This is a genomic window from Priestia sp. AB, assembly GCF_028369225.1.
Lineage (GTDB): Bacteria > Bacillota > Bacilli > Bacillales > Bacillaceae_H > Priestia > Priestia megaterium.
In genome coordinates, this window is record NZ_JAQMYN010000013.1 from 92,218 (window position 1) to 114,729 (window position 22,512).

Below are 22,512 nucleotides of genomic sequence, written 5' to 3' on the forward strand. Positions count from 1 at the left end.
AGCTTTCTTTTGCCCATATCTACTGCGATGGAGTTAATTTCAAAAATAGTGTAGGTAAAGGCAAGTTTCTACGTGAATGTTTGAATTGTGGAATGAAGAAGTATATATAAAGAATCAATCAAAGAGTCTATGAAATTTATAGGCTCTTTTTCTATGTTTATATGTGTTTCTTTCTTAAAAATGGGGAATATTTTATATATAACGTTTAAAATGGAGGGAGTATATTGAAGGGGAATCCAATTTTGGAGCAATTAGAGGAGTATAGTAACAACCTAGAAAAAGAGATTGCCGTTTTACAAGAAAAAAGATGCATATCATACAAACCACTTTTAGAAAGTTTGAAGAAACAATATGCATTTGCTCATTTTCTCATGTATGAAGAAAGCGTCTTTGATACAATGCCCCAAGGATATAAAACCCTTTTGTCTAAAGTTTTATCCGATGTACTGGTAATACACAGCACAGTTACTATAGGTTGTATAACTCAAAGCTATAATATAGTACGATCCTTATTTGAAACATATGCTAATTTAATGTATATCAATAAAAACTTTGAGGCCAATATGAAGTATTATGAAGACTATACGATTTTTGCTCAGTACCACAAACTAGAGGAACATAAGAACGATCCAGATTATAAATATGATCCTTATTTTATACAATTTAAGAATAGAACGGAAGGCCCTCTCCAAGAAAAATATAGCTTCATAGAAAATAATTATAAAGAAAGAAAAGATTGGTATTTCATTCCACTATCTGAAGACATCAAAAACCATCCTGATTTGACAGACCAGGAGAAAAAGAAAAAGAATATAAACTTCAAGACTCTTTGTGAAATTACAGGTAATGAAAAAATGTACCAAAAGCTGTATCCTTCTACATCCAATGCTGCTCATAGTACTTCACTAGTACATAACCTTCAAAGTCAGAGCGTTGCTTCTCAAGCGGGTACAGTAATTAGCTTGGTTAATCTCTCTATACATTTATTAAGCCAAATGTTACTAGTTGGCCTTAATAGACAGATAGAAACAGGTCATGAAGAGTGTGGAAAATATCTTGAAATAAGATTTGCTTAATAAAAAAAGAGAGAGCAAACCTCTGAAGTTGCCCTCTCTTCATCACAATAAGGTAATTCAATTTATCATAAAATCGGCACCTGATCCCTGCTGTCTTCATGATTGTTTTAATATATACATTTTGAACCGTTCGGAAAATATCTGTTGAAAAATCAAACTGCTCCGTCAACCCCTCGTCGAAATACAATTCATGCTTTACCGCGTAATCATTAAAAGGTGGACAACCTACAGGAGTGGTTACTAAAGGATTATAAATTGAAATCAAGTTAGAGAAATGAACATGGTAACTATAAAGCCTAGATTGCGAGAGCTACTAAAAGAAAGAGGTCTTACACAAGGGCAATTGTCAGAAATGACGGGCATCTCACATCCAATCAAATTAGGAGGCTTTTCTACATAAAAAACCCTAGATTTTTGATGAATACTTTATGTATTTCTATAAATAATTACATAAATACCTAAATTAATTCAAGCTAATAAAGTATTCCCCAATCCCTGAATTTTAAAAAACCTTTGCTCCTGTAGAGCAAATGCTACTGTTTTGACGAGCTTTTTGTACATGTCAAAATTTTAGAGATTGTTTACAAGTCAATTGAGGCCTTTGCATCAAAACCAAAGTATTTACTCTAATAGGGTCGATTGGCGTATGGAGTAACATTTTTTGATATGAGATAATTCCGAGTATACGGAAAGCAATAAGTGGGAGAGTGAGAATATGAGTGAAAAAAAGAGAGAGATTGAATTTATAAAAATTATATGTGTCATAGATGGTTTGGCTGAAGGCTTAAACATTAGAAAAGAGCAAGAGTATTACGGATTTGAGACTGTCGATAGGCTTGGTTACAACGTTTATACGGAGAAAGAAAAAGGTAGATTACCTATTTATATCGGATCATATCCAAAGACGTATTTTCAACTAATAAATAATGAAACATATGTTGTAACGTTCGAAAAAAACGCCTAACATTTTGGACGTATTTTCTGTTACAGACAAGTAGGGTGATTATCTACAATAGGTGAAGGACCCAATAAGGAAAGCAACTCTAAAGGTTGCTCTTTCTATAAAACTATTGTCCTTACAACCAAGTATATTGCAACAATAGCTGCAAGTACTATTAGTACACTTAAAATACGATGTTGAGTAGCTAAGTGATTATGCTTTCTACCTGCACGAGTCAATGGTTGCTTTTCATTGTTATTTCCACTCACTATGTTACATCTCCCATCCTATTTGGTTATTTGTTTTCATAATTTAAGCCATAAGCTGATCTTCGTTAGTTGATTCTTCTTTTTTTCATTTTCCTTATACATAAGATATAAAAACCACTAAATTTAATAATCGACCAAATAAGTGTAACCCCAGGTTCATAGTTAACTACCTTAAACAAATTTGGTATAGATTCGAAAACAGAATCGTTACTTGTGAGAAATACTGCTAAAAACATGTTATTTACTGTATGTGCTCCTTTTTTATATGCTTGCGTTTAGTTATTGGCCTATCTTTTTCATAAAATGGACGAGAAATTGAAGGATGTCCTAACGACTAAAGCAGAATGTAAGTAGGGGCAGTGGGAGCTTGATGAATCATACGCCTCAAGTTTTAAAAAGAGTGAAAACATGATTGAATAAAAAAAGAGAAGGGAAGCCCTTCTCTTTTCACTCTATAACGACCTGGGCCTAGCATAGGGTGACGTCTGTCCAAAAAAATAAAAAATTCATCCATCAACTTTTTGGATTAGTTTCATAAGCTAGTAACTTAAAGGGAACAGGATCTCTATGTTTCTAGTGAATGTTTTTGCACCAGCACCTTACAAATTAACACTGCTCATATCCGGATAACGTTCTCCTGCTGCCACACCTTTTGGGGCTACTTCATTAATACGATAAAGTTCTTCTTTGGATAATTGAATTTTAAGGGCTCCAATATTTTCTTCTAGATATTGAATTCGTTTTGTTCCTGGAATCGGGACAATATCATCTCCTTGAGACAGAATCCAAGCAAGTGCCAGCTGTGAAGGCTGACAGTCTTTTTCTCTTGCTAATTCTCTAATTTGATTCACAAGATCTAAATTTTTTGTAAAGTTTTCTCCTTGAAAGCGAGGAGAAAAGCGACGATAATCATCTTCTGCCAAGTCTTCAAATGTTTGAATTTGCCCTGTTAAAAAGCCTCTTCCTAAAGGACTGTAGGCTACAAATCCAATTTCAAGCTCACGGATAACAGGTAAAATTTCGTCTTCGACATCTCGGCTCCATAGTGAATATTCCGTCTGAATAGCTGTTATTTCATGTACTGTATAAGCACGGCGGATCGTTTGAGGAGCTGCCTCAGACATGCCAAGGTAGCGTACTTTTCCCTCTTGAACTAATTCAGACATCGCACCAATTGTTTCTTCAATTGGAACATTAGGATCTACTCTATGCTGATAATAAAGATCAATATAATCTACTCCTAAGCGGGATAGACTTGCATCACAAGCTTGTTTTACATAGTCTGGATGGCCATTAACTCCTAAAAATGATCCATCTTCCCCTCTTACATTCCCAAACTTTGTAGCAATAATAACTTGATCACGTCGATCTTTAATAGCTTGACCAACTAATTTTTCATTTTGGCCAACGCCATACATATCTGCTGTATCAAGAAAATTGATACCCAGTTCGATGGCACGATGAATGGTTTTTACTGATTGGTCATCATTTCGTCCGCTGTAAAAATCAGACATGCCCATACAGCCTAAACCAAGAGATGAAACCTCTAAATCGGATTTTCCAAGTGTTCTTTTCTTCATATTAATCATCCTTCCTGCTTAAATTAAGGCCTATAATAGTTAAAATAATCTGAATATAACTGATTTTATTATAATCTAGGATTAAGAAATGAGTAAAGAATAAGGGTTTTGGGGCAAAGATAAGCGGTAACATTAAAGGAATAGATACTGATTCATGAATGGAGTAGTAATTTCTTAGATACTATGTCGCTACTTCAGTAAGCTTGTTTGTCTACTCTCAGAAATAAAAAAGAAACGATACCGCAGAAGGTGATCGTTAGATGGTAATGGAATATGTGCTCTTTTTTTATGCTTGGGATTGACCTAATAGCTTATTCTTCTTATGAAATGGACGAGACATTTGATGTTGTCCAAATGAACAAAAATAGATTGCAAGCAAAGCTATACGATTTTGGTACATCAGGAGAAAAACTTTATTAAGGAAAAAAATAACAGGGTTAATGAGTTTTAGTCGGGGGTAAAGTCAACTAACTATTTCAAAAGGAGAGAGTGATTTATGGAAATTCTATGGATGCTAATTGTAGGTGGAATTATCGGTTGGCTTGCCAGTTTAATTACAGGGCGTGACGTTCCTGGAGGCATTATCGGTAATATTATCGCTGGTTTTATTGGTTCTTGGTTAGGTGGTCTGATCTTGGGAAGTTGGGGACCAGTCGTTGGTGGTTTTGCTATCATTCCATCCATTATTGGAGCAATCATTCTGGTGTTAATTGTAAGCTTTGTTCTAAGAAAAATGGGACAAAAAAACAATCATGGTCATCATGCAAAATAAACTGAAAAAATTAAGTTGGAGTGATTAAAAATGGGAAAAGAAAGTAAGCCTGTGTTAGATGATTTTGTTGAAGATAATCAATTTGAATTAGAATCTTACCTTACTTATTTGTTCGATCAAATTAATCATGATAGCGAAGTTCTGTCAGAAACTTAATGAGAAACCAGATATTTCATTACAAAGAAAAAGATAAAAAAATAATAAATCAGAATATAGCATAAGCGACCTTAGTAACTTTGGTTACGATACATAGGGTCGTTTATTGTTATGAAGAATGTTTAAGGTATTATTATTCATAGGCAAGGTTCAAAGGGCATTAATCACTTTAACTACTGCTTTAGTAAAAATCAATTGTTCCTATACGTTGATTAAAGTCCTTTCGAAGTGCCAAACGAAGGGGTGTACATATGATTAAAAAAGGCAGATCCCCTGTTGGGGCATACCTGTCCACTATCAAATAGACTTTATCTACCTTGATAAGCTAACCATTTAGTAAATCATTTCATAATAAAGGAGATGGAAGTGTGTTTGGATTCAGTGATATGCCTAAGTTCTTGTTTTCTTTCTTACTTGTACTACCACTTGTATCTCTTGTTCACCACTTAGGTCATTCTATCATGGCAATCTTTTTCGGAGGAAGAGGGGATTTTACCATTGGAAAAGGAAAAACAATTTTCAAATGGAAGAAAGTTAAAATAAAATCCGTTTACTTTTTGGATTCTTTTTGTGTATATGAAAAACTAAAATATGACAACCGATTTACCCATGCTTGTGTCTATGCTGGAGGTGCCATTGCCAATTTAGCTTCTATTTTTCCTTATAAATGGTTTAGTTATAGATGACATCCTTTCAGCAAGTCTCTTTTCTTACCAGTTTGTCTATTTTTCTGTTTATTATATTGTCTTCTCGCTACTGCCGATCAAATATACAGAAACAAATTCAAGCGATCGACGTGCTATCTATGATGCATTGAGATATGGAAAAATAACATGTAACCCTGATTAATAAAGCTGGAATAATGATGTTTCCAGATCCTAATGAGAAATAAATAAAGTCAAATTAACGTCAATAAGCGTAAAGAAGGGATAGCACTCTATCCCTTAAATTCTCTATCGACTCCCATTAAGTTTAGGGGATTTTTTTTGTGATTAATCAGAAATAAAAGTTGAACAGAGAAGATTTAATATTTCCTCAGGTGAATAACCCCGCACGTTTTTTTGAAAAAAATACGAATCGCTGCTTAAAGCCAATAGCATCATATCGGCTTTAAAGGCACTGTGTAAATAAGGTTTTTGCTCTCTTCCTCTCATTTCGTCAAATAGCTGAACCAATATTTGATGTAATTCAATATATAAAGGGCTTTGAGCTCGGGATTTAATTGACTTCGTTTCCTCGACTCCTGTAAGTAGTTGTGCTTTTTTTTCTCTGAAACAAATAAAAGAGCTTATGACTTCTTTCAATTTTTTTTCAGCCGGAACGGTTTCACTTTCTTGCAAGTATGCTTCAATATCATCGAAAAATAGATCAATACTGTCTTTAATCAAATCTAAACATAACTCACCTTTGTTTCGATAACGGCGATAAAGGGTCCCTGGACCAATTTGTGCTTTTGTAGCAATTTGATTCATGCTTACCTGTTCTACACCATATTGCTCAAATAGTGTATGAGCTGTATCCAATATTCGTTGACGATTCCTTGCAGCATCACGTCGCTCAGGCCGAGTACGGGGTGTATTCTCTTCATTTACCATGCTATCACATCCTATAAATTAATACTCATCTTGACAAACGGAGAAGTCTCCACTTAATATAAAGAGGAGAAGTCTCCGTTTAAATTCTAAATAAAAAAGGAGGAAATTACAACTTATGCAAAATCAAAGTAAGAAAACCGCATTACTAGTAATGGATTTACAAAATGGCATTGTGCCACATTTAGGAGAAAATATAGAGGAAGCAATAATTCCTTATCAGAAGGCAGTAAAAGCAGCCCGTGAACACGCTCTTCCAGTTATTTTTATCAGAGTGGGGTTTAGTAAGGGGTATCCTGAAATTAGTCCAAAAAATAAGGCATTTTCAGCTATATCTAAATACGGTGCCATGACAGTTCATGATAAAGCAACACAAATTCATGAATCCATTCAACCTGAGGGAAATGAACCTGTCATTACGAAGTATCGAGTAAGTGCTTTTTGTGGAAGTAATCTTGAAGTAATCCTACGATCACAGCAAATTCAGACACTTGTCCTCAGTGGAATTGCTACAAGTGGGGTAGTTTTATCAACGTTAAGGGAAGCAGCAGACAAAGACTTTGAAATAAAAGTACTAGAAGACGCTTGTTTTGATTCGGATCCAGAGGTTCATCGAGTTCTCATGGAAAAGGTATTTCCACGTCAAGCCGATGTGTTAACGGTCCAATCCTGGATTGCTACATTAAATTAAACAAATAGGGTTTGTTTTCATTATGACGAAAACAGACCCTACTAATTTATTTTTAATGATTTACAAACCCATTTTTGTAGCTATGGAACCTTTCAAGATAAAATGAAGGAAGGAATAAATTTGTCTATATTTAGTAACAGCAAAAAGGATAAAAAGAAAGATCATTTTAAACAAAAGCTGATTACTCCAATGGTTTTAGGGTCCATTCTAAATCCAATTAACTCTTCTATCATTTCAGTTGCTTTAATTCCAATTGGGCAGGCGTTTGGAGTACCACCTTCCCAGACAGCATGGCTTGTGTCTGCTTTATATCTTGCGACAGCAATTGGACAGCCAGTCGTCGGAAAGCTAATTGATGTTTTTGGTCCCAGAATCCTCTTTTTAATCGCAACATCATTAGTAGGAATTTCTAGTCTAATTGCGATTTTTGCTCCTGATTTTTGGTGGTTAGTGGTTGCACGATGTTTACTTGGTTTTGGAACCTGCGCTGGTTACCCTGCTGCTATGTATCTTATTCGGAGTGAAGCAGAACGAACAGGTAAAGACAGTCCGGCAAGTATACTTACATTATTATCGATTGCTAGTCAAACCATTGCCGTTGTTGGTCCTACCTTAGGGGGGTTACTTATTGAAGTTGGTGGTTGGCAAAGTATATTTATCGTAAATATTCCTTTGTCATTAGCTTGTGTACTCTTGGGCTACTTCCGTTTTCCAAGAACTTCAGAAGATTCCCTTAGAGAAGAGAGTAAGTGTTCCTCTATTGATTTTATTGGTATCCTGTTCTTTGGAATTACGTTAATTACAGGGCTCTTTTTCTTAATGAATCCTAATTGGAATCATCTATATTTATTGCTAATTGCAACAATCTCCGGTGCTATTTTTACTGCCTTTGAGTTAAAAATTAAAAATCCTTTTATAGATTTACGATTACTAGGAGGCAATACTCCTTTGTTATTAACATATGCGAGAGGCTTGCTTTCAGCTACTGTATCGTACAGTTTCCTTTATGGATATACTCAATGGTTAGAAACAGGTAGGGGACTATCTCCTTCTCATTCTGGTTTGTTGTTATTGCCGATGTTTTTAACATCTATAATCGTTTCTAAAACAACCGGAAAAAATCCGGCAATTCGTATGAAACTGATTGTAGGGAGTGTCGTTCAGGCTATTGCTATGTCACTGCTCCTATTTACAAATCATTCAAGCAGTCTTATTTATCTTGTTATCATTGCTATTCTATTTGGAATTCCACAAGGGATATTGAATTTAGCTAACCAAAATGCTCTCTATTTTCAGGCTTCATCCAAACACATTGGTGCTTCAGCTGGTTTATTAAGAACCTTTATGTACATGGGAGCTATACTTTCTTCTGCCGCAAACGGATTATTTTTTAAATCTGAAGCAAATACAAAAGGAATCCATCATCTAGCACTATTTAGTTTAGTTATTTGTTTTATTCTGATTGTTACCCTTTTCGATCAATCTCTGAGTAAAATTGAAAAAAACAGATGACCGTTTAAAATGCTGTATTTACACTTCGGCATGCTTATCTGCAATAAGATTTTAGTAATAAACTTCAACGATTGGACGCTTTTATGTGGTAACGAAAAAGTCCAATTTCTCAGTCAATAAATTGAGAAATTGGGCTTTTTATTACTGTAAATTCCTTAGTGGGAAAAATGCACATTTTGTTGATGGTACCCCCTATGTAATCTACTAGCTTAGATACCTTCTTCATTCCGCAGTTTCGGCATTCGCGCAAGAAAACGCCAGCTTTCACCAAACTTTTGAAGTAAGCTGAGTTGCAGTGATCGCATCTGCCACTAACTTTATTAACTATACCTATAATGATAATAATTAAAAATAAAGGTTGATACATATTGCACACAACCGATATGTATCAACCTTTTAATTCTGCTTTACTTACTTTCATTAATAGTAGAGACATTAATAGAAAACTCCTCAAAACTTAATTTTCCCAAGGCAAACTTCATACTTTCCACAAATATACGTTCATTTTTAGTTAGTTCACGCTTTGCTTCCTTTTCAATCCATTCATGCTCAACGTCCAAAATATCTAAAACATGCTTTTGTTTTGAAAAAGCCTCATAGTATCTTAATCCAAATTTTCTTTGGGAGACGGCATCAATGTGAATGCCATCTGGATTTGCTGTTAAGCCTTTTGATGTTACAAAATAACAATTTTTTTCAGTATGGGCAACTTTAGATAATATCTGGTTTATTTGTTTATATTCTACAGCGCTTTTTCCAAATCCGACATCTCCAAGGTAATGTCCTAACTCACCGATAATAATCGGGATATCTGGTGCATTCAATTCTTCTCTCAAGTGTTTAAATAATGAAAGCAATTTATCTTCATACGTCTTATAACGTTCTCCGTAACTGTCGCTTTCTCCTTGATGCCACAGAATTCCCACTAACTCACTTGTTTCCATTGCGAATTTTGCTTCAGAAATCGTGTGTCTTGTTAATAGTCCGTCAATTGCCCACTCATCAATTGAGCTTCCTCCCTCGGCACATGGTATTACCCCAATGGACTCGCCCGGATAATCCTCTGTCCAAGCTTGAGCAAAAGAGGCTGCCGGCCCAACACCAGATATGTGACGATCAAAATTAAGTGGTTCTGCCATCGTTTGCCATCTACCGTTTCGCAACATATTTATATGCTCATTATAAATCGGCGGTACATCCTCAATAAATCCTCTGCCTGCCATATTTGATTGTCCAATTAATAATATAGATTTCATAGAAATACCTTCTTTCTTTGTTTACAATAGTCTAATTAGACTAAGTAGATTTATAACTATAGTTTAATTAGACTTTTTATGATTTAGGTCTTGATAAAATTTTATCCGGAAATTCAGCGTATTCATACACTTTAGTAAGATCTATCTCTTGCTCCTTTATTTCTTCCAGGTTCATCACTCTTTTCTGTTTACTCTTATTAAAAAAGCTTTCTTGAATTTGATTAATTATCATTTAAGGCGATAGCACAGCTGGATAACGCCAGAAGAAAACGTTTTTGTATTAACCAGTTTAAGGTTTAACCTTTGTTTTATGTCAATAAATAAAGGTTTTCCACTTCCCAAAACAACAGGATGAACCGATAATCTAAATTCATCTACAAGCCCTAAATGTATAAAATTTGTAATAAGACTTGCTCCACCATATAGCCAGATATCTTTTCCAGGCTTTTTCTTTAATTTATTTACTTCTTCCAAAATATTATCATTTATATATATTTCTTTATGATCAGCCCTTTTTTGTGTCCTAGAAAAAACATACTTTTCTTTGCTGTGAACTAATTCCCACATTTCTTTTTCAGTATCAGAATCTCCAGTTTCCGGAGTGTATTCTCCCCATAATTCGTAGCTTTTTCTTCCATATAAAATAGTATCAATTTGATTTAAGAAATGAGTAAACTCCATATCAGGATCCATGATACACCAGTCAATCTCTCCGTTTGGCCCTTCAATAAATCCATCTAAAGTAACTGCTAAATCTAAAATTACTCTTCTAGACCTTATGTTATTGGACATAAAATCTCCACCTTTACATGTTCTATATTTAAATATTGTATTGTCTTTTAAATGTGAAAATCTCATCTACAGCCTGCTGATATCCCCCTGATTTTTGAAAAGATTTTCTTATATCTGTTAGAGCTTTATGAAAGGAAGGATGTCCTAACACATAATCCACGGTTTTACATAGGTGACTTACAGTCAACCCTTGCATTTGTAACTTAATGCCAGCTCCAAGGCTCTCAACTTGTTGAGCAATTACTGGCTGATCAGCGCTTTGTGGGATTACAATGAGTGGAATCCCATAATAGAGACCTTCATTGGTGCTATTCATTCCGCCATGTGTGATAAATAATTTCGTGTACTTTAGCACTTCAGTTTGGGGAACGTAATTTTTTACAATAAAGTTTTTAGGAATCTTCCCTAAATCAGATAGTTGAGTTTTTCCACCAATAGACATAACAACGGTATAGTCAGTGTTCTCAAAAGCCTTAAAGCAAAGTTTATAGAAATCAATTTCTTGATTAAAAACTGTACCTAATGAAATGTAAATGAGACTTTTTCCTTTTAATACAGAAAAGTCAAAGCTTCCTTGTGTTTCCATTGCAGGAATGGATGGTCCTACAAACTTGTACGTTTGATCAAATGTTTCTCGAAAAGGTTGAAACTCCCTAGTTGTATATACAATAGTAAGTGGGGCAGGATTACAAAAAACTTCATAAGGAGAAGTGATTTCAACCCCATATTTTTCTTTAATCTTTCTTGTTAGGCTTTGAAAATCACTATTTATCCTGTTAGCATGTTCTGGTGGAATACTTTGCGAAAGGTGTTCGTACATTCTTTTAAATGATAGTTCATTTTGAGCAAAAGATGTACATGAATTAGTTGCAGGGAGCTTTAGAATTTGGGAAAGTAAACGTCCACAACCAAACATCGAATCGTGAATGATGTAATCAAAATGTTCTCCCTGGATTTGTTCAAGAACGCTAGGTATAATGATATCCGCCGTATGTAAAAGACCGTTGATTCTTTCTGGTAAATAATTTCTTCCACCTGAGATAAAGGCTTTTAAAAATTTTTGACCGTCAAATGTTCGTACATCAGCTCCTGTCTTTTCAATACGTTCTCGAAAAGCTTCTATTGAAAAATATACTACCTCTTCTCCACGCGAAATAAGCTCTTGTACAACTGCAATTGTTGGATTGATATGTCCTTCTGATCCACCATTAATAAATAGAACACGTGCCATTATAATCACTCCTTAAGTAAGATGTTCTCTAGATTTTATATAAGAGTAAGGAGCACTGCTGCAAACTCTTGCTTAACTTAAATAATGAAACTGAATTTATCCTAAGTTTAAACGAATCGAACATCAATTAGCTCACTTAACCTCATTTTATTTTTTAATTCGAATACTTCATCGATAAAAATAAACAAATTCCCCAGAGAATCAACAAACTGAATGAATCCTGTCTCTGTTATGCATTGTCCTCTCTTATAGTATGTAAGATACACTTGTTTATTTGTATGTAAGGCTTCAATTAAGGTGAAATTAATTTGTTCCATTTGCTCTTCTGTTAAAACAGGTTGAGCTACTTCTGCTTGCTTATTTATAATCTCCTTTAATCCTATGTATTGCTCTGGCATAGTGGCGAATGGACGCCATTTTTTCATTCCTCTAGGTTCCATCTCTTTTTCCTCCTTACGCTTTATGGCCACCCATAAGGCCATTTCGATAACGAGCTGTGGAATAAGGAAGGTGACTAGACGCACGTAATACACTATTCTTCCCATAACGCAGCCGAATCTCATCAATCGTTTTGGCAAGAGTATAGGCTCTTTCACGCTGATCGATATCCTCAAATAAGCTCATTTGCTCCTCTTCCTGAATGCTGGTGTTTGATAATGAAATGCCAATGGAGCGAATCGGCATGCCACTATCATACGTATGTAAAATGGTTAAACAATACGGAAAGATATCTTGGCTTAAGTTTGAAGCTCTTCCCATTTTCTTTTGTCTGGAGAAGCCGCCACCTGTTTGTTTGCTGTAACCAATCGATAAATGGATCGTTTGAGCCACCACTTGATGCATGCGTAAACGAAAGCAAACATCGTCCAATAGCTCCAACAGCAATAACTCCACCTCTTTTCGGTTTGTATAATCGCGAAAGAGAATCTGACTTTTTCCAAAGGAACGAGAGCTAGGAATGTACACATCCGAAATGCGACTGTAATCAATCCCGTTCGCATGTTGATGAAGTTCTTCGCCCAAGATGCCAAATTCTTTTTGTAACATCTCTTTTGAAGAAAGAGCGAGTTCTTTTATGGAGTGAATGCCTAACCGGTGTAAGCGTCTTTCCGTAGCAGACGAGATCCCCCAGAAATCCTTCATCGGATGAATGGACCACAACTTAAAGGGAATATCCTCATATCGCCAATACGCAACTCCTGTTGGGCTATTCTTGGCCTCATGATCTAAGCTCACTTTCGCCAATAAGAGGTTCAGACCGATACCTGCGGTAGCTGTCAGCCGTGTCTTGCGATAAATCTCGTTGATGATTTTATGAGCTAATTCTTCTGGTGTTTGAGCGAATAAATGCAGAGAAGCTGTCGCATCAATAAACAACTCATCAATGCTGTAGGCATGAAAGTCTTCAGGAGCCACATACTGTAACACCAAACTCGAAATATAGTTCGAAGCCTTGATATATCTCTCCATGGATGGATTCACCACATGGATATCTTTCCTTTTAGGAATGTCGAAAAGGCGACTTCCCGTTTTGATTCCTTCTTTCTTTAATAAAGGTGTGGCAGCTAACACAACCGATCCTGACCTTTTGATATCTCCTACCACCGCAAGCCTTGTTTTCAACGGATCTAAGCTCCGTATGACAGAAGAAACGGAAGCAAAGAACGCCTTCATGTCGATACATATAATCACTCTGTTTGGTAGCTGCCCATAATCCATCGAAAGAACTCCTTAAATAAAAGAACGTTTGTTCTCTGTATTATATACGAACAAACGTTCTTTATTCAACAAAAACTCTAAAGTTTTCCCGATTATTGTTACTACAATATGACATATCTTTTTTAATCAATTTACAGACAAGTCTATATAACTAAAAAAATAACAAATTATTATTTTTATGTATATTTTTGTTACATTTCTGTTTTTATATAGTATAATTTCTCATTGTTGACAAAATATGAAAAAGGAGAGAAAATCAATTGGTAAAGAATCGAATTTTAGTTAAAGCCTTTTTATTAATGATTTTAGGTCTATTTTCGTTTAGCAGTATATCTTACGCAGATGAATGGAACGATGATGAATTTCAGAAGTTAGTTTTGGAAGAAAAAATTGAAGTATATGGATTAGATGAACTTAAAAATGCAGGGATTTTAGAGAGCGATGCAATCAACAAAGTTACATATACTGCTTTTTTTGAAGATGGAGTTAGTTACGATATCAATTTACAAGTGACTACAAACACAAGTGGGGCTATCACGGCTGTTGTATCTGATGCTTCTACAAGTACTTTTGAAGCTTTAAAAAGAAGAGGTAAACCTAAAAAGGGAAAGAATAACACTGTTCCATATAAATTAAATGGTGGAATGAACAAATCAAGCTTTATCAATGAGCACGCATATGATAGGCATAAGTATAATCCAAAGAAAAAATCTACACCTAATGATACTCAATATGGTCGCAATGTTGATGTCAAAAAATTAAGAGAAGAAACTATGAATAATTACGATAATAAATGGTCACAAACTGATAAAAAAGGAAATACTCAAGTTTTTTACGCTAAACGTTTTGATTCTAATATTAGTACCTCAGATACTTCGACAAGAGATCATAGAGTTATAATAAATAAAAGCAATTCTGCAAAGAGTACGCAATTTCCACTAGCATTCTAATTATGCTATAGATAAGGGGTAGACAACAAATGAGTAACGTAAAAAAAAGCCAAGTTTTTATAGAGCTTGATATAGCTAATTGGGATAATACTGAGTTTGGTAGCACTTTATATGAAATGTGTGAAACTAACAAAGAATATGAAAATGATTTAGTTGAAGTTCACCAAGTTGTTTTTCTTGGTAAACGAAAAAGCCAAGATCATTATTTAATCATTTTAAATATTACTCAAGATATAAACAATTTAGGTAAACCTGTAGAAAATTTATATAGATAATCTAAGAGGCTGGGTTTTGTCCCGGCCTCTTATTATATTCTAGTTCACATAAGTTTGATTATAGGAAGTAGACTTTTCAATCTATTAGTTTGCTAAAAGCGTTCGTAAAACTACATGCATTTTAAAGAACGTTCGTAAATTGTTTTTAAATTTAAACGAACGTCGAGAATGATAAATTTTTTATACAAACACACAGTCCGTAAAAGTATACTTTTACGGACGCACTTCATTCATAGAAGTAAATGAAAAGATCCTACATCATTTTGATGAAGGATCTACTTGGAGTGTCTTGTTGGTCCTCTTTGTCTAGATTATTTAAGGAACCTATATGTTAACTACCTGTATATATTGAAATTTGCTTACTTCCCATTATTCCAAAGAAAGAATGTTAAATCTACTTCACACACAATATTATTATCTACTTTAGCAACGCCATGAGCTTTTGCAACAGCTCCTCGGACGCGTGTCATTTCTACTTCTAAGTATAATTGATCCCCTGGACGAACTTGTTTCTTAAAACGACAATGTTCAATACCAGTTAAAAGGCCTATTTTTTCATGATTTTCTCCTTTTTGCAGCATTATAATTCCACTTATTTGAGCCAAAGCTTCAACAATCAATACACCTGGCATAACCGAATAGTCAGGAAAATGTCCATTAAAGAATTCCTCATTGGCTGTAACGTTCTTAACCCCAATTGCATTTTCTCCTTCTCTTAATTCAATAATTTTATCTATTAGTAAAAAGGGATAACGATGGGGTATAATTCTTTGAATTTCTTGGATATCCAGCACAATTTTTTCTCCTTCTAAACATTACTTTTTAATTCTTTAAATACTTTTGAAATCACTGCGTTTGTTTTTTCTGTAACAACTTCTTTATCTTTAGTCATTTTAGGTACATGAATAGGATCTCCTAAAATCATAAATCTTCTTTTTCTTCCTAATAAGCCTTTTATGGTATGTGGTCCTACATATACTGCTGGTATAATAGGAACACTTCCCCTTGAAGCAATATGAATAGCTCCATTTTTTAACGCTTTCTCTTCTGAGTTTCTTGTTCCACTTGGAAAGATCCCTACTACTTGTTTCTTTTTTAGCAATTGCAAAGGTATTTTTAAGACACTGGGTCCAGGTTTACTTCGATCTACAGGAAATGCATTTAATTTTTTTAAAAGCTTTTTGATAAAAATCTTATTAAATAACTCTTTCTTAGCCATAAAGTGAATAGGAGTCGGATATAATGCTATTCCTAAACACACTACATCAATCCAGCTTTTATGCGTACACACAACAATAAACGGATCATTTTGAGGAAGTTTTTCTTTGTTTACTGTTTTCATTCTTCCGTTCATCAAAAATAGTATAAGCTGTAGAAATCTTGTTGCAAAGGTATACATTGATTATTTACTCCTTACCTAAATCCCATTTAATAATATGACCTGCGTGGGTAAGGCCTCCTCCAAATCCATAGAGTAAGAGAACGTCTCCATCTTTTAATTTCCCTTCGTTTATCCCTATTTGTAGTGCTAGAGGAATGGAAACGGAAGAAGTGTTTCCCATGTACTCGACACTAGTTAATGTCTTCTCAACTGGAAACTCTGATCTTTCACATATAGACTCAACCATTCGTAAATTGGCACTGTGTGGAACGAACCAATTTACTTCACTCTTTTGTAGATTTGCTTGTTCTAGCAATTCAGCCATACCTAAAGGAATTGTTCGAGATGCCCACTTATATACTTCCCTTCCGTTTTGCACCATCTTGCCACTCGAACTCAAAGGTTGTCCATGCATGGTAGTAGATAAATTGGTGCGGTATACATGTTTACCTCCCTTTCCATTTGTACCGATATGCGTAGCAATAAAACTTGGGCGCTCTGCATCACTTTCCACCAAAACAGCTGCAGCTCCATCCCCAAATAGAACACAGGTAGTTCGATCTGTATAATCTGTAACCTTTGATAACGTTTCTGCAGTTACGACTAAGACTTTATTATGAAGTCCAGATGTAATAAAGGCGTTTGCCATGTGTAATCCGTATGTAAAGCCAGCACAGGTAGCGTTAAAGTCTAGCGCCCCAGTTGTAGGAATATCAAAGTAATCTTGTATTTGGGCTCCCACGCTTGGAAATGCATAGTCGGGTGTTGTAGTTGAGACAACGATACATCCTACATCCTTTAACTCTTTTTGATACTGCTCCACTAAGTTTTCAATTGCTTTAATAGCTAGGTCAGAGGAATACTCGTTTTCATCGGCAATTCTTCTTTCCCTCATGCCAGTTCGTTTCACAATCCATTCATCGTTCGTATCCACAATTTTTTCTGAATCGTCATTCGTAAGTCTTTTTTCTGGTACGTATGTGCCTATTGCTGTAATACGTGCAGTTGATTTCATTGTATTCACCCTTCTTTATAACTAAGTTATATAAATTGATATTAGTACTAGGTACTAATAAAGTCAATGTTTTATATGAAAAAATTGTAAATTAAGATCACCCGAGCTTAATAATAAAAATAGAAACCTCTCCCAAATTGTACTCGGAAGAGGTTTCTATTTAGTAAGCTTATAAGAAGCTTACGTTAGTAAACATATGTGTAAAACGCAAATTTTTTATACATTCATTTTATCATTTTTCTTGCATCAAACCTTTATAAAAAGCTGGATAAACGATAAATTCAAATAACGAACGAGCCCTTGTGTACCATGGACTCGTTTCTTACATGTGTACGAGAAAGAGTGTTTATGTAAACTAGCCTTGTATGTCATATACATAGTGATTTCACTCAATATTATTGTTAAAATGGAATTAAAAGGATAAAAGGGGGATTCTATGGATGTTAAGATAATTTTAGGAACGATTATAGCTGCTTTAATATTGGCATATATATTTCATTCGCTTCAAAGAAAAAGAAACTCTGATAAACACATAGGGGATAAAGTTTTTAACATTGGGTTTGTCATTTCTTTAACTATAATTACAATTAGCATTTTGGTAGTAGGCGGATGGGACGGAATGGCTTTAGGAGCACTAGGAGCTTATTTATTGTTCCCATCATTAAGTGGACTTATTTTTACTAAGCTTTTGATCAGATATAACTAATAAAGTGTTAAGCATATTTGAAGCCTTTAGATTTATAAATCTAAAGGCTTTTTTGTACTGATAAGTCACATTATATTAACTACAAATGTATATTTAAGAATTAACACTTGAACCTCCAGTTACGTTAGGTATTATGATGAAACTAATTAGATTAATAATGGGTTGTAAGGAGGTTATGTAAGTTGGGTAACGATTTAGGTTTCTCAATTGGTAAATTTTCCAAGAAAACGGGTGTTTCAATAAGGACGTTGCATTATTACGATGAAATAGGGCTACTCAAAGCTCAAAAAGATCTCAGTTCTGGCCATCGCCTATATGGAGAGGACCATATAGTAAAACTTCAAAAAATCTTAGCATTAAAATTCTTAGGTTATAACCTAGAAGAAATAGGATTAATGTTAACAAATACAAATCTGAACTTAAACCTAGAGAACACTTTAATTCAACAGAAAAAAGCATTTGAGAAGAAAAAGGAGCATTTAGACAAAGTTCTGAAGGCAATTAATCAGACGATTTCTTTATTAGGAGATCAAGAGGATGTTCCAAGTGAAATATTAATTAGTTTGATTAATAACATTCAAAATGAAGAAGATCAACGTACATGGCTTGAACATTTCACTTCTAAAGAGATTGCAGATAAGATTTATAATAAATCTGATGAGGAGAATTTGTCCTTAGATAGAGAATTTATTGATTTATCGAGAGAAGTGAAAAGGTTAGCTGGAAAACCAGTTCATGACCCAGAAGTACAAGAGTTGGCCAATAAACATTGGCAGGCATCTCTTAAATATGTTGGTGAGGAGGCTATGCATGCTTTTGGAAAATTAGAGGACGAGGAAATAGAAGACTTTCAAAGGATGATGGCATCACCTTATACAGAGGAAGAAGAAAAATGGTTAGACCAAGTAATAGAATATTATATGGTTCAAAATGGAATGTATAATCCAAACCAACATAATGATAAATAATTTTTTAAAAGCTAACCTTATTATTCAAGATCGTTAAAGAAACCTATAGAAAATTCTATAGGTTTCTTTAACTACTTAGAATTCGCAATATGTTAACTACTTCTGAATATGGTATACACAATTTTTTAGTTTAAGAAATCCTTTTTATATCGAACAGCAAGATATATACCTGCAGCAAGGAATGCGAGGGAATATTTAAATAAGAAGAAAATTTGCCACATATATTCTTTGGGGAAGATTAGGTCGCACAAGATGACTCCAATTAACATAACAAGGGCACTTTTTAAGTTTATTTGACTTGTTCTTTCATCAGACACACTCATACCCATCTTCTTTTGAAGTACGTATACCAATATCATTGCAATTATAAGCGATAACAGTCCAATCCCAATCAGCATATTCCAGTTACTATTTGATTGTTCTGTCCAGGTTTTTAAAGGGGTAAAAATAGCATCTTCTATTTTGTCAGTTATCATCTCAGTCACGTCCTCCCACATAATTAAAAATATCGTTAACGTCTACGTCGAAGAAATTAGCTATTCGAAAAGCTAAAACGAGGGAAGGAGAATAATTATTTTTCTCCATCACATATATGGTTTGTTTGGATACTCCTACAGCGTCTGCCAATTCTTTTTGAGACATTCTTTTTAAAACTCGGTGCTCATACACTTTATTTTCAACGTAGTCACCATTTTTTTCTTTCAATGTATTCACCTTCCTTTTTTTGACTACAAACAAACAATACAACAAACTTATATAAAGGTAAAGTAAACTTATACAAAAGATAAATATTATTATACGATTTATAATAATAAAAAGGGTTAGACTCTTAGCGAGGAATCTAACCCTTTTTCCATCTTTAATCGAAAATATAAATTCTTTCTCACTGTCTATAAAGCACATTATGTTAACTAAGTTTGTATGCTACATACGAAAAAAATAGACATTTGTAAAAGATATTTGACATAATGAAAATATTACCATACACTATAAATGTAAAATGTTTTTTACATTTTAGGGGTGGGTTGAGAGTATGGATAATCAAATTAAAGAACTAAGGAAATCTAAAAAGTTATCTCAAGAAGCGCTAGCTAATGCTTGCAATGTATCGAGACAAACGATTAATGCGATTGAGAATAGTACGATCCAAGCTTAGAGCTAGCATTTCAGTTAGCAGGAAATTTGAATGTTAGTGTAGATGAATTATTTTTATACAAAAACAGGGGGAATTTATGATGAAAAATGTAAAAAATAATTATGTATGGACTGCCATTATTTTACTAAGCTGCGCTTTTGCAATGTATACGATTTATATAACAGATTTTAAAGATGGAGTTAGATTAGGGGTAACGAGAGTTATAGCAATAGTTTTGGTTATTACTACTTTATGTCAACTTGCTACGTGGGGATTTGATCGACAAATTCAAAAAGATGAGATGGGTAAGAAAATTGCTAGGATGAGTGCTAAAAGAAGCTATCATATCTTAACTATAGGTCTTTTCATTCTTTGGATTTTAGATCGTATTATTTTCGTAAGAAAAAATGATTTTGGAAATATTTCTTTGTTTGCAGCGTTATGCCTGGCATTGGTTATCTTTCCAATTGTTCAATTCTTTTCTGCGAGACGTTATAGATAATGTTTAAAAAGCCTAGAGCATTATGTTTCTAGGCTTTTTAGTTCATATAACGTTGATTATGATAACTAAAAATGTATACTTTTGCGAACGATATATTCAATTCTATTACAAGACGTTAAAGTAATTATCATAGTAAATAAAATACATGTACGGACACATAAAAACGGCTACTTTTTTGGTGATTGATGCCGGATTTATACCTGAGATGATTGATTTTCAATCTACCCGATTCATACTTTATCTTCCGTAATAAATTCTTCGATTCGATCTCTTTTGGTGTACATGTCATACCAAATGTCGGCGATTTTGTCTTGAACTCCCGAATTCGGTTGCATCCAGATTCCGATCGAAATATGCCCTGCATAAATACCTTTGTCCTTTAATTCACTATTCAAATTGAGGATATAATTACGAAGACCGGAAACTGCAATTCCGACATTGCCCATCATTGGTACTGGATTGACTGCGGCTCCGCCTGTCGTAAATAACAGAGCTCCACTTTGTTTATCCAACATATCCGGAAGCACTTCTCGAATACTCGATATCGCACCTAAAACGTTGAATTGAAATTGGTATAGCGCATTTTCTTCTGTTACATCTAATGCGTTTGTTACTGTATCAATACTTGGAGTTGGACTGTATTCAACCACATCAATAAATCCGTATTTCTCTTTGATCGTTGCGAAAGCTAAACTAATTTGGGCTTTATTTAATATATCAGCTTGAAATGATGCTGCTTCAATGCCTAATTGTTCTAGTTCAATAACCAGTTGGTTCAACTTTTCTTCATTACGGGCTATAAGCGCTACACGAAATCCGTTTTTTCCGAACTTCTTCGCAATAGACATTCCTAATCCTGGTCCTGCCCCAACAATTACAATATTTTTCATAATATAATTCCCTCCATAACTTCTTAGCTAATTATTTTTTCTAAGAGAGTTCATTTGTTACAATAGGTACTACTTTATTTATTAAGAACCAATCGCATTTTCAATCTTTTGGGTATGATTCTGAAAGATCACAACAATTTACTTGATCAAAACCCTTCCACAAAAACATGTGTTATTTAAGCAACGCGCGTTGTATAATTGATGATAAGATGAAAAAGAACTATTAACAACCACCAAAATGGCTAATATGTTGTTTACACAACACTTCTATTATATTGTCGTTTTTAAACACCATTGTGTAGCCTAAAAAGGAGAAGAAAAAATTGATTATGCCAAAAAAAGATCCGAGAATACTTCGTACAAGACAATTGATTGTAGACTCTTTTATTTCGTTAGCTAGTGAAAAAGATTTCAACAATATAACGGTACGTGATATCACTGAAAAGGCTACTATTAACCGTGCTACATTTTATGCGCACTTTGACGATAAATTTGATTTATTACATTCCACCATCACCAATACTTTTACAGACAAATTGAAAAAAAGACTAAATGGTCACGAGGGATTCAATGAAGAAGTCATTGCGAATATTTTTCTAGCCATGTGTGATCACCATAAAGAGTTAAGTGACTTATGTCCTAAAGGTTACAATTCTTTAGGAACTATTATAGAAAGTAAAATTAAAGAAGAGTTACAAAAGCTAATAGCTGATCTTGTGCTAAAAGGCACTAAAAATACCATTGTATTAGAAGATAAACAATTGGTAACAACCCTATCTACTATACTGAGTTGGAGTATATACGGAGCTACATACTCATGGAATAAGGACGGAAGACTTATTTCACCAGAAGAGCTAGTGACTAAGACCCTACCTATATTTAAAAATGGCATGAGTAAGTATTTCTTTTAATGAAACTTATGTTAAATATCAATTCTTTTTGGAATTCAGTCGCCATATAGACTATATTTTACCGTACAAGCATACGTATAAAAGGTGAGATTTTTATACATTTTTCTGTCACTTAAGCCTTGGGTAATCAGCGTTATATCAAGGATGTATAAAAAACTGCATAAAGAAGAAACAAGGCCCCACCTAGAACCCT

The 22,512-nt window shown here is 34.2% G+C and carries 25 protein-coding genes and 2 pseudogenes; 14 read left to right on the forward strand and 13 right to left on the reverse strand.

What is annotated here, in order from left to right; translation table 11 throughout:
• Positions 1–242: 242 nt before the first annotated feature.
• Both POF52_RS25990 and POF52_RS25995 read left to right on the forward strand, forming a co-directional pair.
• Positions 243–1,076: a DUF5677 domain-containing protein gene (locus tag POF52_RS25990; protein ID WP_271996250.1), complete on the forward strand. Its 834-nt coding sequence runs from the start codon at positions 243–245 to the stop codon at positions 1,074–1,076.
• Positions 1,077–1,791: 715 nt separating this feature from the next.
• Positions 1,792–2,040 (forward strand): hypothetical protein, encoded by a 249-nt coding sequence (locus POF52_RS25995; RefSeq protein WP_098476520.1) that lies wholly within the window; start codon positions 1,792–1,794, stop codon positions 2,038–2,040.
• An 844-nt stretch (positions 2,041–2,884) separates the two neighbouring features.
• Here POF52_RS25995 and POF52_RS26000 read toward each other — a convergent pair.
• Positions 2,885–3,865, reverse strand: a complete 981-nt coding sequence (locus tag POF52_RS26000; RefSeq protein WP_271996253.1) for an aldo/keto reductase — start codon at positions 3,863–3,865, stop codon at positions 2,885–2,887.
• A gap of 496 nt (positions 3,866–4,361) precedes the next feature.
• Between POF52_RS26000 and POF52_RS26005 the strand changes: the two genes are divergently transcribed.
• From POF52_RS26005 to POF52_RS26015, 3 genes and pseudogenes are all read left to right on the forward strand, one after another.
• Entirely contained in the window at positions 4,362–4,637 is a 276-nt protein-coding gene (locus tag POF52_RS26005) for a GlsB/YeaQ/YmgE family stress response membrane protein (RefSeq protein WP_271996255.1), read from the forward strand.
• A 30-nt stretch (positions 4,638–4,667) separates the two neighbouring features.
• Positions 4,668–4,793 carry a hypothetical protein gene (locus tag POF52_RS26010; protein WP_271996257.1) on the forward strand — a complete coding sequence of 42 codons (126 nt, stop codon included), beginning with the start codon at positions 4,668–4,670 and terminating at the stop codon, positions 4,791–4,793.
• A 368-nt stretch (positions 4,794–5,161) separates the two neighbouring features.
• Positions 5,162–5,642: pseudogene (locus tag POF52_RS26015) on the forward strand (hypothetical protein).
• 143 nt (positions 5,643–5,785) lie between these two features.
• Here POF52_RS26015 and POF52_RS26020 read toward each other — a convergent pair.
• Positions 5,786–6,388 carry a TetR/AcrR family transcriptional regulator gene (locus POF52_RS26020; RefSeq protein WP_271996259.1) on the reverse strand — a complete coding sequence of 201 codons (603 nt, stop codon included), beginning with the start codon at positions 6,386–6,388 and terminating at the stop codon, positions 5,786–5,788.
• Between the two features lie 115 nt (positions 6,389–6,503).
• On the opposite strand from POF52_RS26020, the gene POF52_RS26025 reads away from it, so the two are divergent.
• Both POF52_RS26025 and POF52_RS26030 read left to right on the forward strand, forming a co-directional pair.
• The gene (locus POF52_RS26025) at positions 6,504–7,076 is read left to right on the forward strand and encodes a cysteine hydrolase family protein (protein WP_271996261.1); all 573 of its coding nucleotides are present in this window, start codon (positions 6,504–6,506) and stop codon (positions 7,074–7,076) included.
• A gap of 120 nt (positions 7,077–7,196) precedes the next feature.
• A complete protein-coding gene (locus POF52_RS26030) occupies positions 7,197–8,588 on the forward strand; it encodes an MFS transporter (protein WP_271996263.1) in 1,392 nt (463 codons plus the stop codon).
• 407 nt (positions 8,589–8,995) lie between these two features.
• On the opposite strand, the gene POF52_RS26035 is transcribed toward POF52_RS26030, so the two are convergent.
• From POF52_RS26035 to POF52_RS26055, 5 genes are all read right to left on the reverse strand, one after another.
• Positions 8,996–9,844 carry a sialate O-acetylesterase gene (locus tag POF52_RS26035; protein ID WP_271996265.1) on the reverse strand — a complete coding sequence of 283 codons (849 nt, stop codon included), beginning with the start codon at positions 9,842–9,844 and terminating at the stop codon, positions 8,996–8,998.
• A 228-nt stretch (positions 9,845–10,072) separates the two neighbouring features.
• Positions 10,073–10,636, reverse strand: a complete 564-nt coding sequence (locus POF52_RS26040; protein ID WP_271996267.1) for a dihydrofolate reductase family protein — start codon at positions 10,634–10,636, stop codon at positions 10,073–10,075.
• 28 nt (positions 10,637–10,664) lie between these two features.
• Positions 10,665–11,867 (reverse strand): macrolide family glycosyltransferase, encoded by a 1,203-nt coding sequence (locus POF52_RS26045; RefSeq protein ID WP_271996269.1) that lies wholly within the window; start codon positions 11,865–11,867, stop codon positions 10,665–10,667.
• 107 nt (positions 11,868–11,974) lie between these two features.
• A complete protein-coding gene (locus POF52_RS26050; protein ID WP_271996271.1) occupies positions 11,975–12,307 on the reverse strand; it encodes a YolD-like family protein in 333 nt (110 codons plus the stop codon).
• A 13-nt stretch (positions 12,308–12,320) separates the two neighbouring features.
• On the reverse strand, positions 12,321–13,586 hold the full coding sequence (locus POF52_RS26055; RefSeq protein ID WP_271996272.1) for a Y-family DNA polymerase: 1,266 nt from the start codon (positions 13,584–13,586) through the stop codon (positions 12,321–12,323).
• Between the two features lie 260 nt (positions 13,587–13,846).
• Here POF52_RS26055 and POF52_RS26060 point away from each other — a divergent pair, with 260 nt between their 5' ends.
• Together POF52_RS26060 and POF52_RS26065 are read left to right on the forward strand one after the other, a co-directional pair.
• The gene (locus POF52_RS26060) at positions 13,847–14,536 is read left to right on the forward strand and encodes a hypothetical protein (RefSeq protein ID WP_098804299.1); all 690 of its coding nucleotides are present in this window, start codon (positions 13,847–13,849) and stop codon (positions 14,534–14,536) included.
• Between the two features lie 29 nt (positions 14,537–14,565).
• Positions 14,566–14,811, forward strand: a complete 246-nt coding sequence (locus POF52_RS26065) for a hypothetical protein (protein WP_098804300.1) — start codon at positions 14,566–14,568, stop codon at positions 14,809–14,811.
• 359 nt (positions 14,812–15,170) lie between these two features.
• On the opposite strand, the gene fabZ is transcribed toward POF52_RS26065, so the two are convergent.
• The 3 genes from fabZ to POF52_RS26080 are packed head-to-tail and all read right to left on the reverse strand — an operon-like array spanning position 15,171 to position 17,207.
• Positions 15,171–15,605: a 3-hydroxyacyl-ACP dehydratase FabZ gene (fabZ, locus tag POF52_RS26070; protein ID WP_271996277.1), complete on the reverse strand. Its 435-nt coding sequence runs from the start codon at positions 15,603–15,605 to the stop codon at positions 15,171–15,173.
• A 14-nt stretch (positions 15,606–15,619) separates the two neighbouring features.
• Positions 15,620–16,210, reverse strand: a complete 591-nt coding sequence (locus tag POF52_RS26075; protein WP_271996280.1) for a lysophospholipid acyltransferase family protein — start codon at positions 16,208–16,210, stop codon at positions 15,620–15,622.
• A 7-nt stretch (positions 16,211–16,217) separates the two neighbouring features.
• Entirely contained in the window at positions 16,218–17,207 is a 990-nt protein-coding gene (locus POF52_RS26080) for a ketoacyl-ACP synthase III (RefSeq protein ID WP_271996283.1), read from the reverse strand.
• Between the two features lie 436 nt (positions 17,208–17,643).
• On the opposite strand from POF52_RS26080, the gene POF52_RS26085 reads away from it, so the two are divergent.
• Positions 17,644–17,913 (forward strand): YesK family protein, encoded by a 270-nt coding sequence (locus POF52_RS26085; protein WP_271996285.1) that lies wholly within the window; start codon positions 17,644–17,646, stop codon positions 17,911–17,913.
• 182 nt (positions 17,914–18,095) lie between these two features.
• On the forward strand, positions 18,096–18,881 hold the full coding sequence (locus POF52_RS26090) for a MerR family transcriptional regulator (protein WP_271996288.1): 786 nt from the start codon (positions 18,096–18,098) through the stop codon (positions 18,879–18,881).
• Between the two features lie 125 nt (positions 18,882–19,006).
• Here POF52_RS26090 and POF52_RS26095 read toward each other — a convergent pair whose 3' ends face one another.
• Both POF52_RS26095 and POF52_RS26100 read right to left on the reverse strand, forming a co-directional pair.
• Entirely contained in the window at positions 19,007–19,357 is a 351-nt protein-coding gene (locus POF52_RS26095) for a DUF2178 domain-containing protein (protein WP_271996290.1), read from the reverse strand.
• A gap of 1 nt (position 19,358) precedes the next feature.
• Positions 19,359–19,586, reverse strand: coding sequence for a helix-turn-helix transcriptional regulator (locus POF52_RS26100; RefSeq protein WP_035336035.1), 228 nt, complete (start codon positions 19,584–19,586; stop codon positions 19,359–19,361).
• Between the two features lie 328 nt (positions 19,587–19,914).
• Between POF52_RS26100 and POF52_RS26105 the strand changes: the two are divergent.
• A pseudogene (locus POF52_RS26105) lies at positions 19,915–20,117 on the forward strand (helix-turn-helix transcriptional regulator).
• Complete coding sequence (locus tag POF52_RS26110; RefSeq protein ID WP_271996295.1) at positions 20,114–20,518, forward strand: hypothetical protein; 405 nt, start codon at positions 20,114–20,116, stop codon at positions 20,516–20,518. The pseudogene POF52_RS26105 and the gene POF52_RS26110 overlap by 4 nt, the downstream one beginning before the upstream one ends.
• 230 nt (positions 20,519–20,748) lie before the next feature.
• On the opposite strand, the gene POF52_RS26115 is transcribed toward POF52_RS26110, so the two are convergent.
• Positions 20,749–21,408 (reverse strand): SDR family NAD(P)-dependent oxidoreductase, encoded by a 660-nt coding sequence (locus POF52_RS26115; RefSeq protein ID WP_271996299.1) that lies wholly within the window; start codon positions 21,406–21,408, stop codon positions 20,749–20,751.
• Positions 21,409–21,737: 329 nt separating this feature from the next.
• Here POF52_RS26115 and POF52_RS26120 point away from each other — a divergent pair, with 329 nt between their 5' ends.
• Entirely contained in the window at positions 21,738–22,319 is a 582-nt protein-coding gene (locus POF52_RS26120; protein ID WP_271996312.1) for a TetR/AcrR family transcriptional regulator, read from the forward strand.
• Positions 22,320–22,512 lie beyond the last annotated feature (193 nt).

Coding starts and splice junctions, on each gene's coding strand:
- POF52_RS26115 (WP_271996299.1), bottom strand. CDS start 21,408: ATGAAAAATATTGTAATTGTTGGGGCAGGACCAGGATTAGGAATGTCT.
- POF52_RS26035 (WP_271996265.1), bottom strand. CDS start 9,844: ATGAAATCTATATTATTAATTGGACAATCAAATATGGCAGGCAGAGGA.
- POF52_RS26010 (WP_271996257.1), top strand. CDS start 4,668: ATGGGAAAAGAAAGTAAGCCTGTGTTAGATGATTTTGTTGAAGATAAT.
- POF52_RS26040 (WP_271996267.1), bottom strand. CDS start 10,636: ATGTCCAATAACATAAGGTCTAGAAGAGTAATTTTAGATTTAGCAGTT.
- POF52_RS26000 (WP_271996253.1), bottom strand. CDS start 3,865: ATGAAGAAAAGAACACTTGGAAAATCCGATTTAGAGGTTTCATCTCTT.
- POF52_RS26075 (WP_271996280.1), bottom strand. CDS start 16,210: ATGTATACCTTTGCAACAAGATTTCTACAGCTTATACTATTTTTGATG.
- POF52_RS26025 (WP_271996261.1), top strand. CDS start 6,504: ATGCAAAATCAAAGTAAGAAAACCGCATTACTAGTAATGGATTTACAA.
- POF52_RS26045 (WP_271996269.1), bottom strand. CDS start 11,867: ATGGCACGTGTTCTATTTATTAATGGTGGATCAGAAGGACATATCAAT.
- POF52_RS26050 (WP_271996271.1), bottom strand. CDS start 12,307: ATGGAACCTAGAGGAATGAAAAAATGGCGTCCATTCGCCACTATGCCA.
- POF52_RS26085 (WP_271996285.1), top strand. CDS start 17,644: ATGGATGTTAAGATAATTTTAGGAACGATTATAGCTGCTTTAATATTG.
- POF52_RS26005 (WP_271996255.1), top strand. CDS start 4,362: ATGGAAATTCTATGGATGCTAATTGTAGGTGGAATTATCGGTTGGCTT.
- POF52_RS26120 (WP_271996312.1), top strand. CDS start 21,738: ATGCCAAAAAAAGATCCGAGAATACTTCGTACAAGACAATTGATTGTA.
- POF52_RS26065 (WP_098804300.1), top strand. CDS start 14,566: ATGAGTAACGTAAAAAAAAGCCAAGTTTTTATAGAGCTTGATATAGCT.
- POF52_RS26055 (WP_271996272.1), bottom strand. CDS start 13,586: ATGGATTATGGGCAGCTACCAAACAGAGTGATTATATGTATCGACATG.
- POF52_RS26110 (WP_271996295.1), top strand. CDS start 20,114: ATGATGAAAAATGTAAAAAATAATTATGTATGGACTGCCATTATTTTA.
- POF52_RS25995 (WP_098476520.1), top strand. CDS start 1,792: ATGAGTGAAAAAAAGAGAGAGATTGAATTTATAAAAATTATATGTGTC.
- POF52_RS26020 (WP_271996259.1), bottom strand. CDS start 6,388: ATGGTAAATGAAGAGAATACACCCCGTACTCGGCCTGAGCGACGTGAT.
- POF52_RS26080 (WP_271996283.1), bottom strand. CDS start 17,207: ATGAAATCAACTGCACGTATTACAGCAATAGGCACATACGTACCAGAA.
- POF52_RS26095 (WP_271996290.1), bottom strand. CDS start 19,357: ATGATAACTGACAAAATAGAAGATGCTATTTTTACCCCTTTAAAAACC.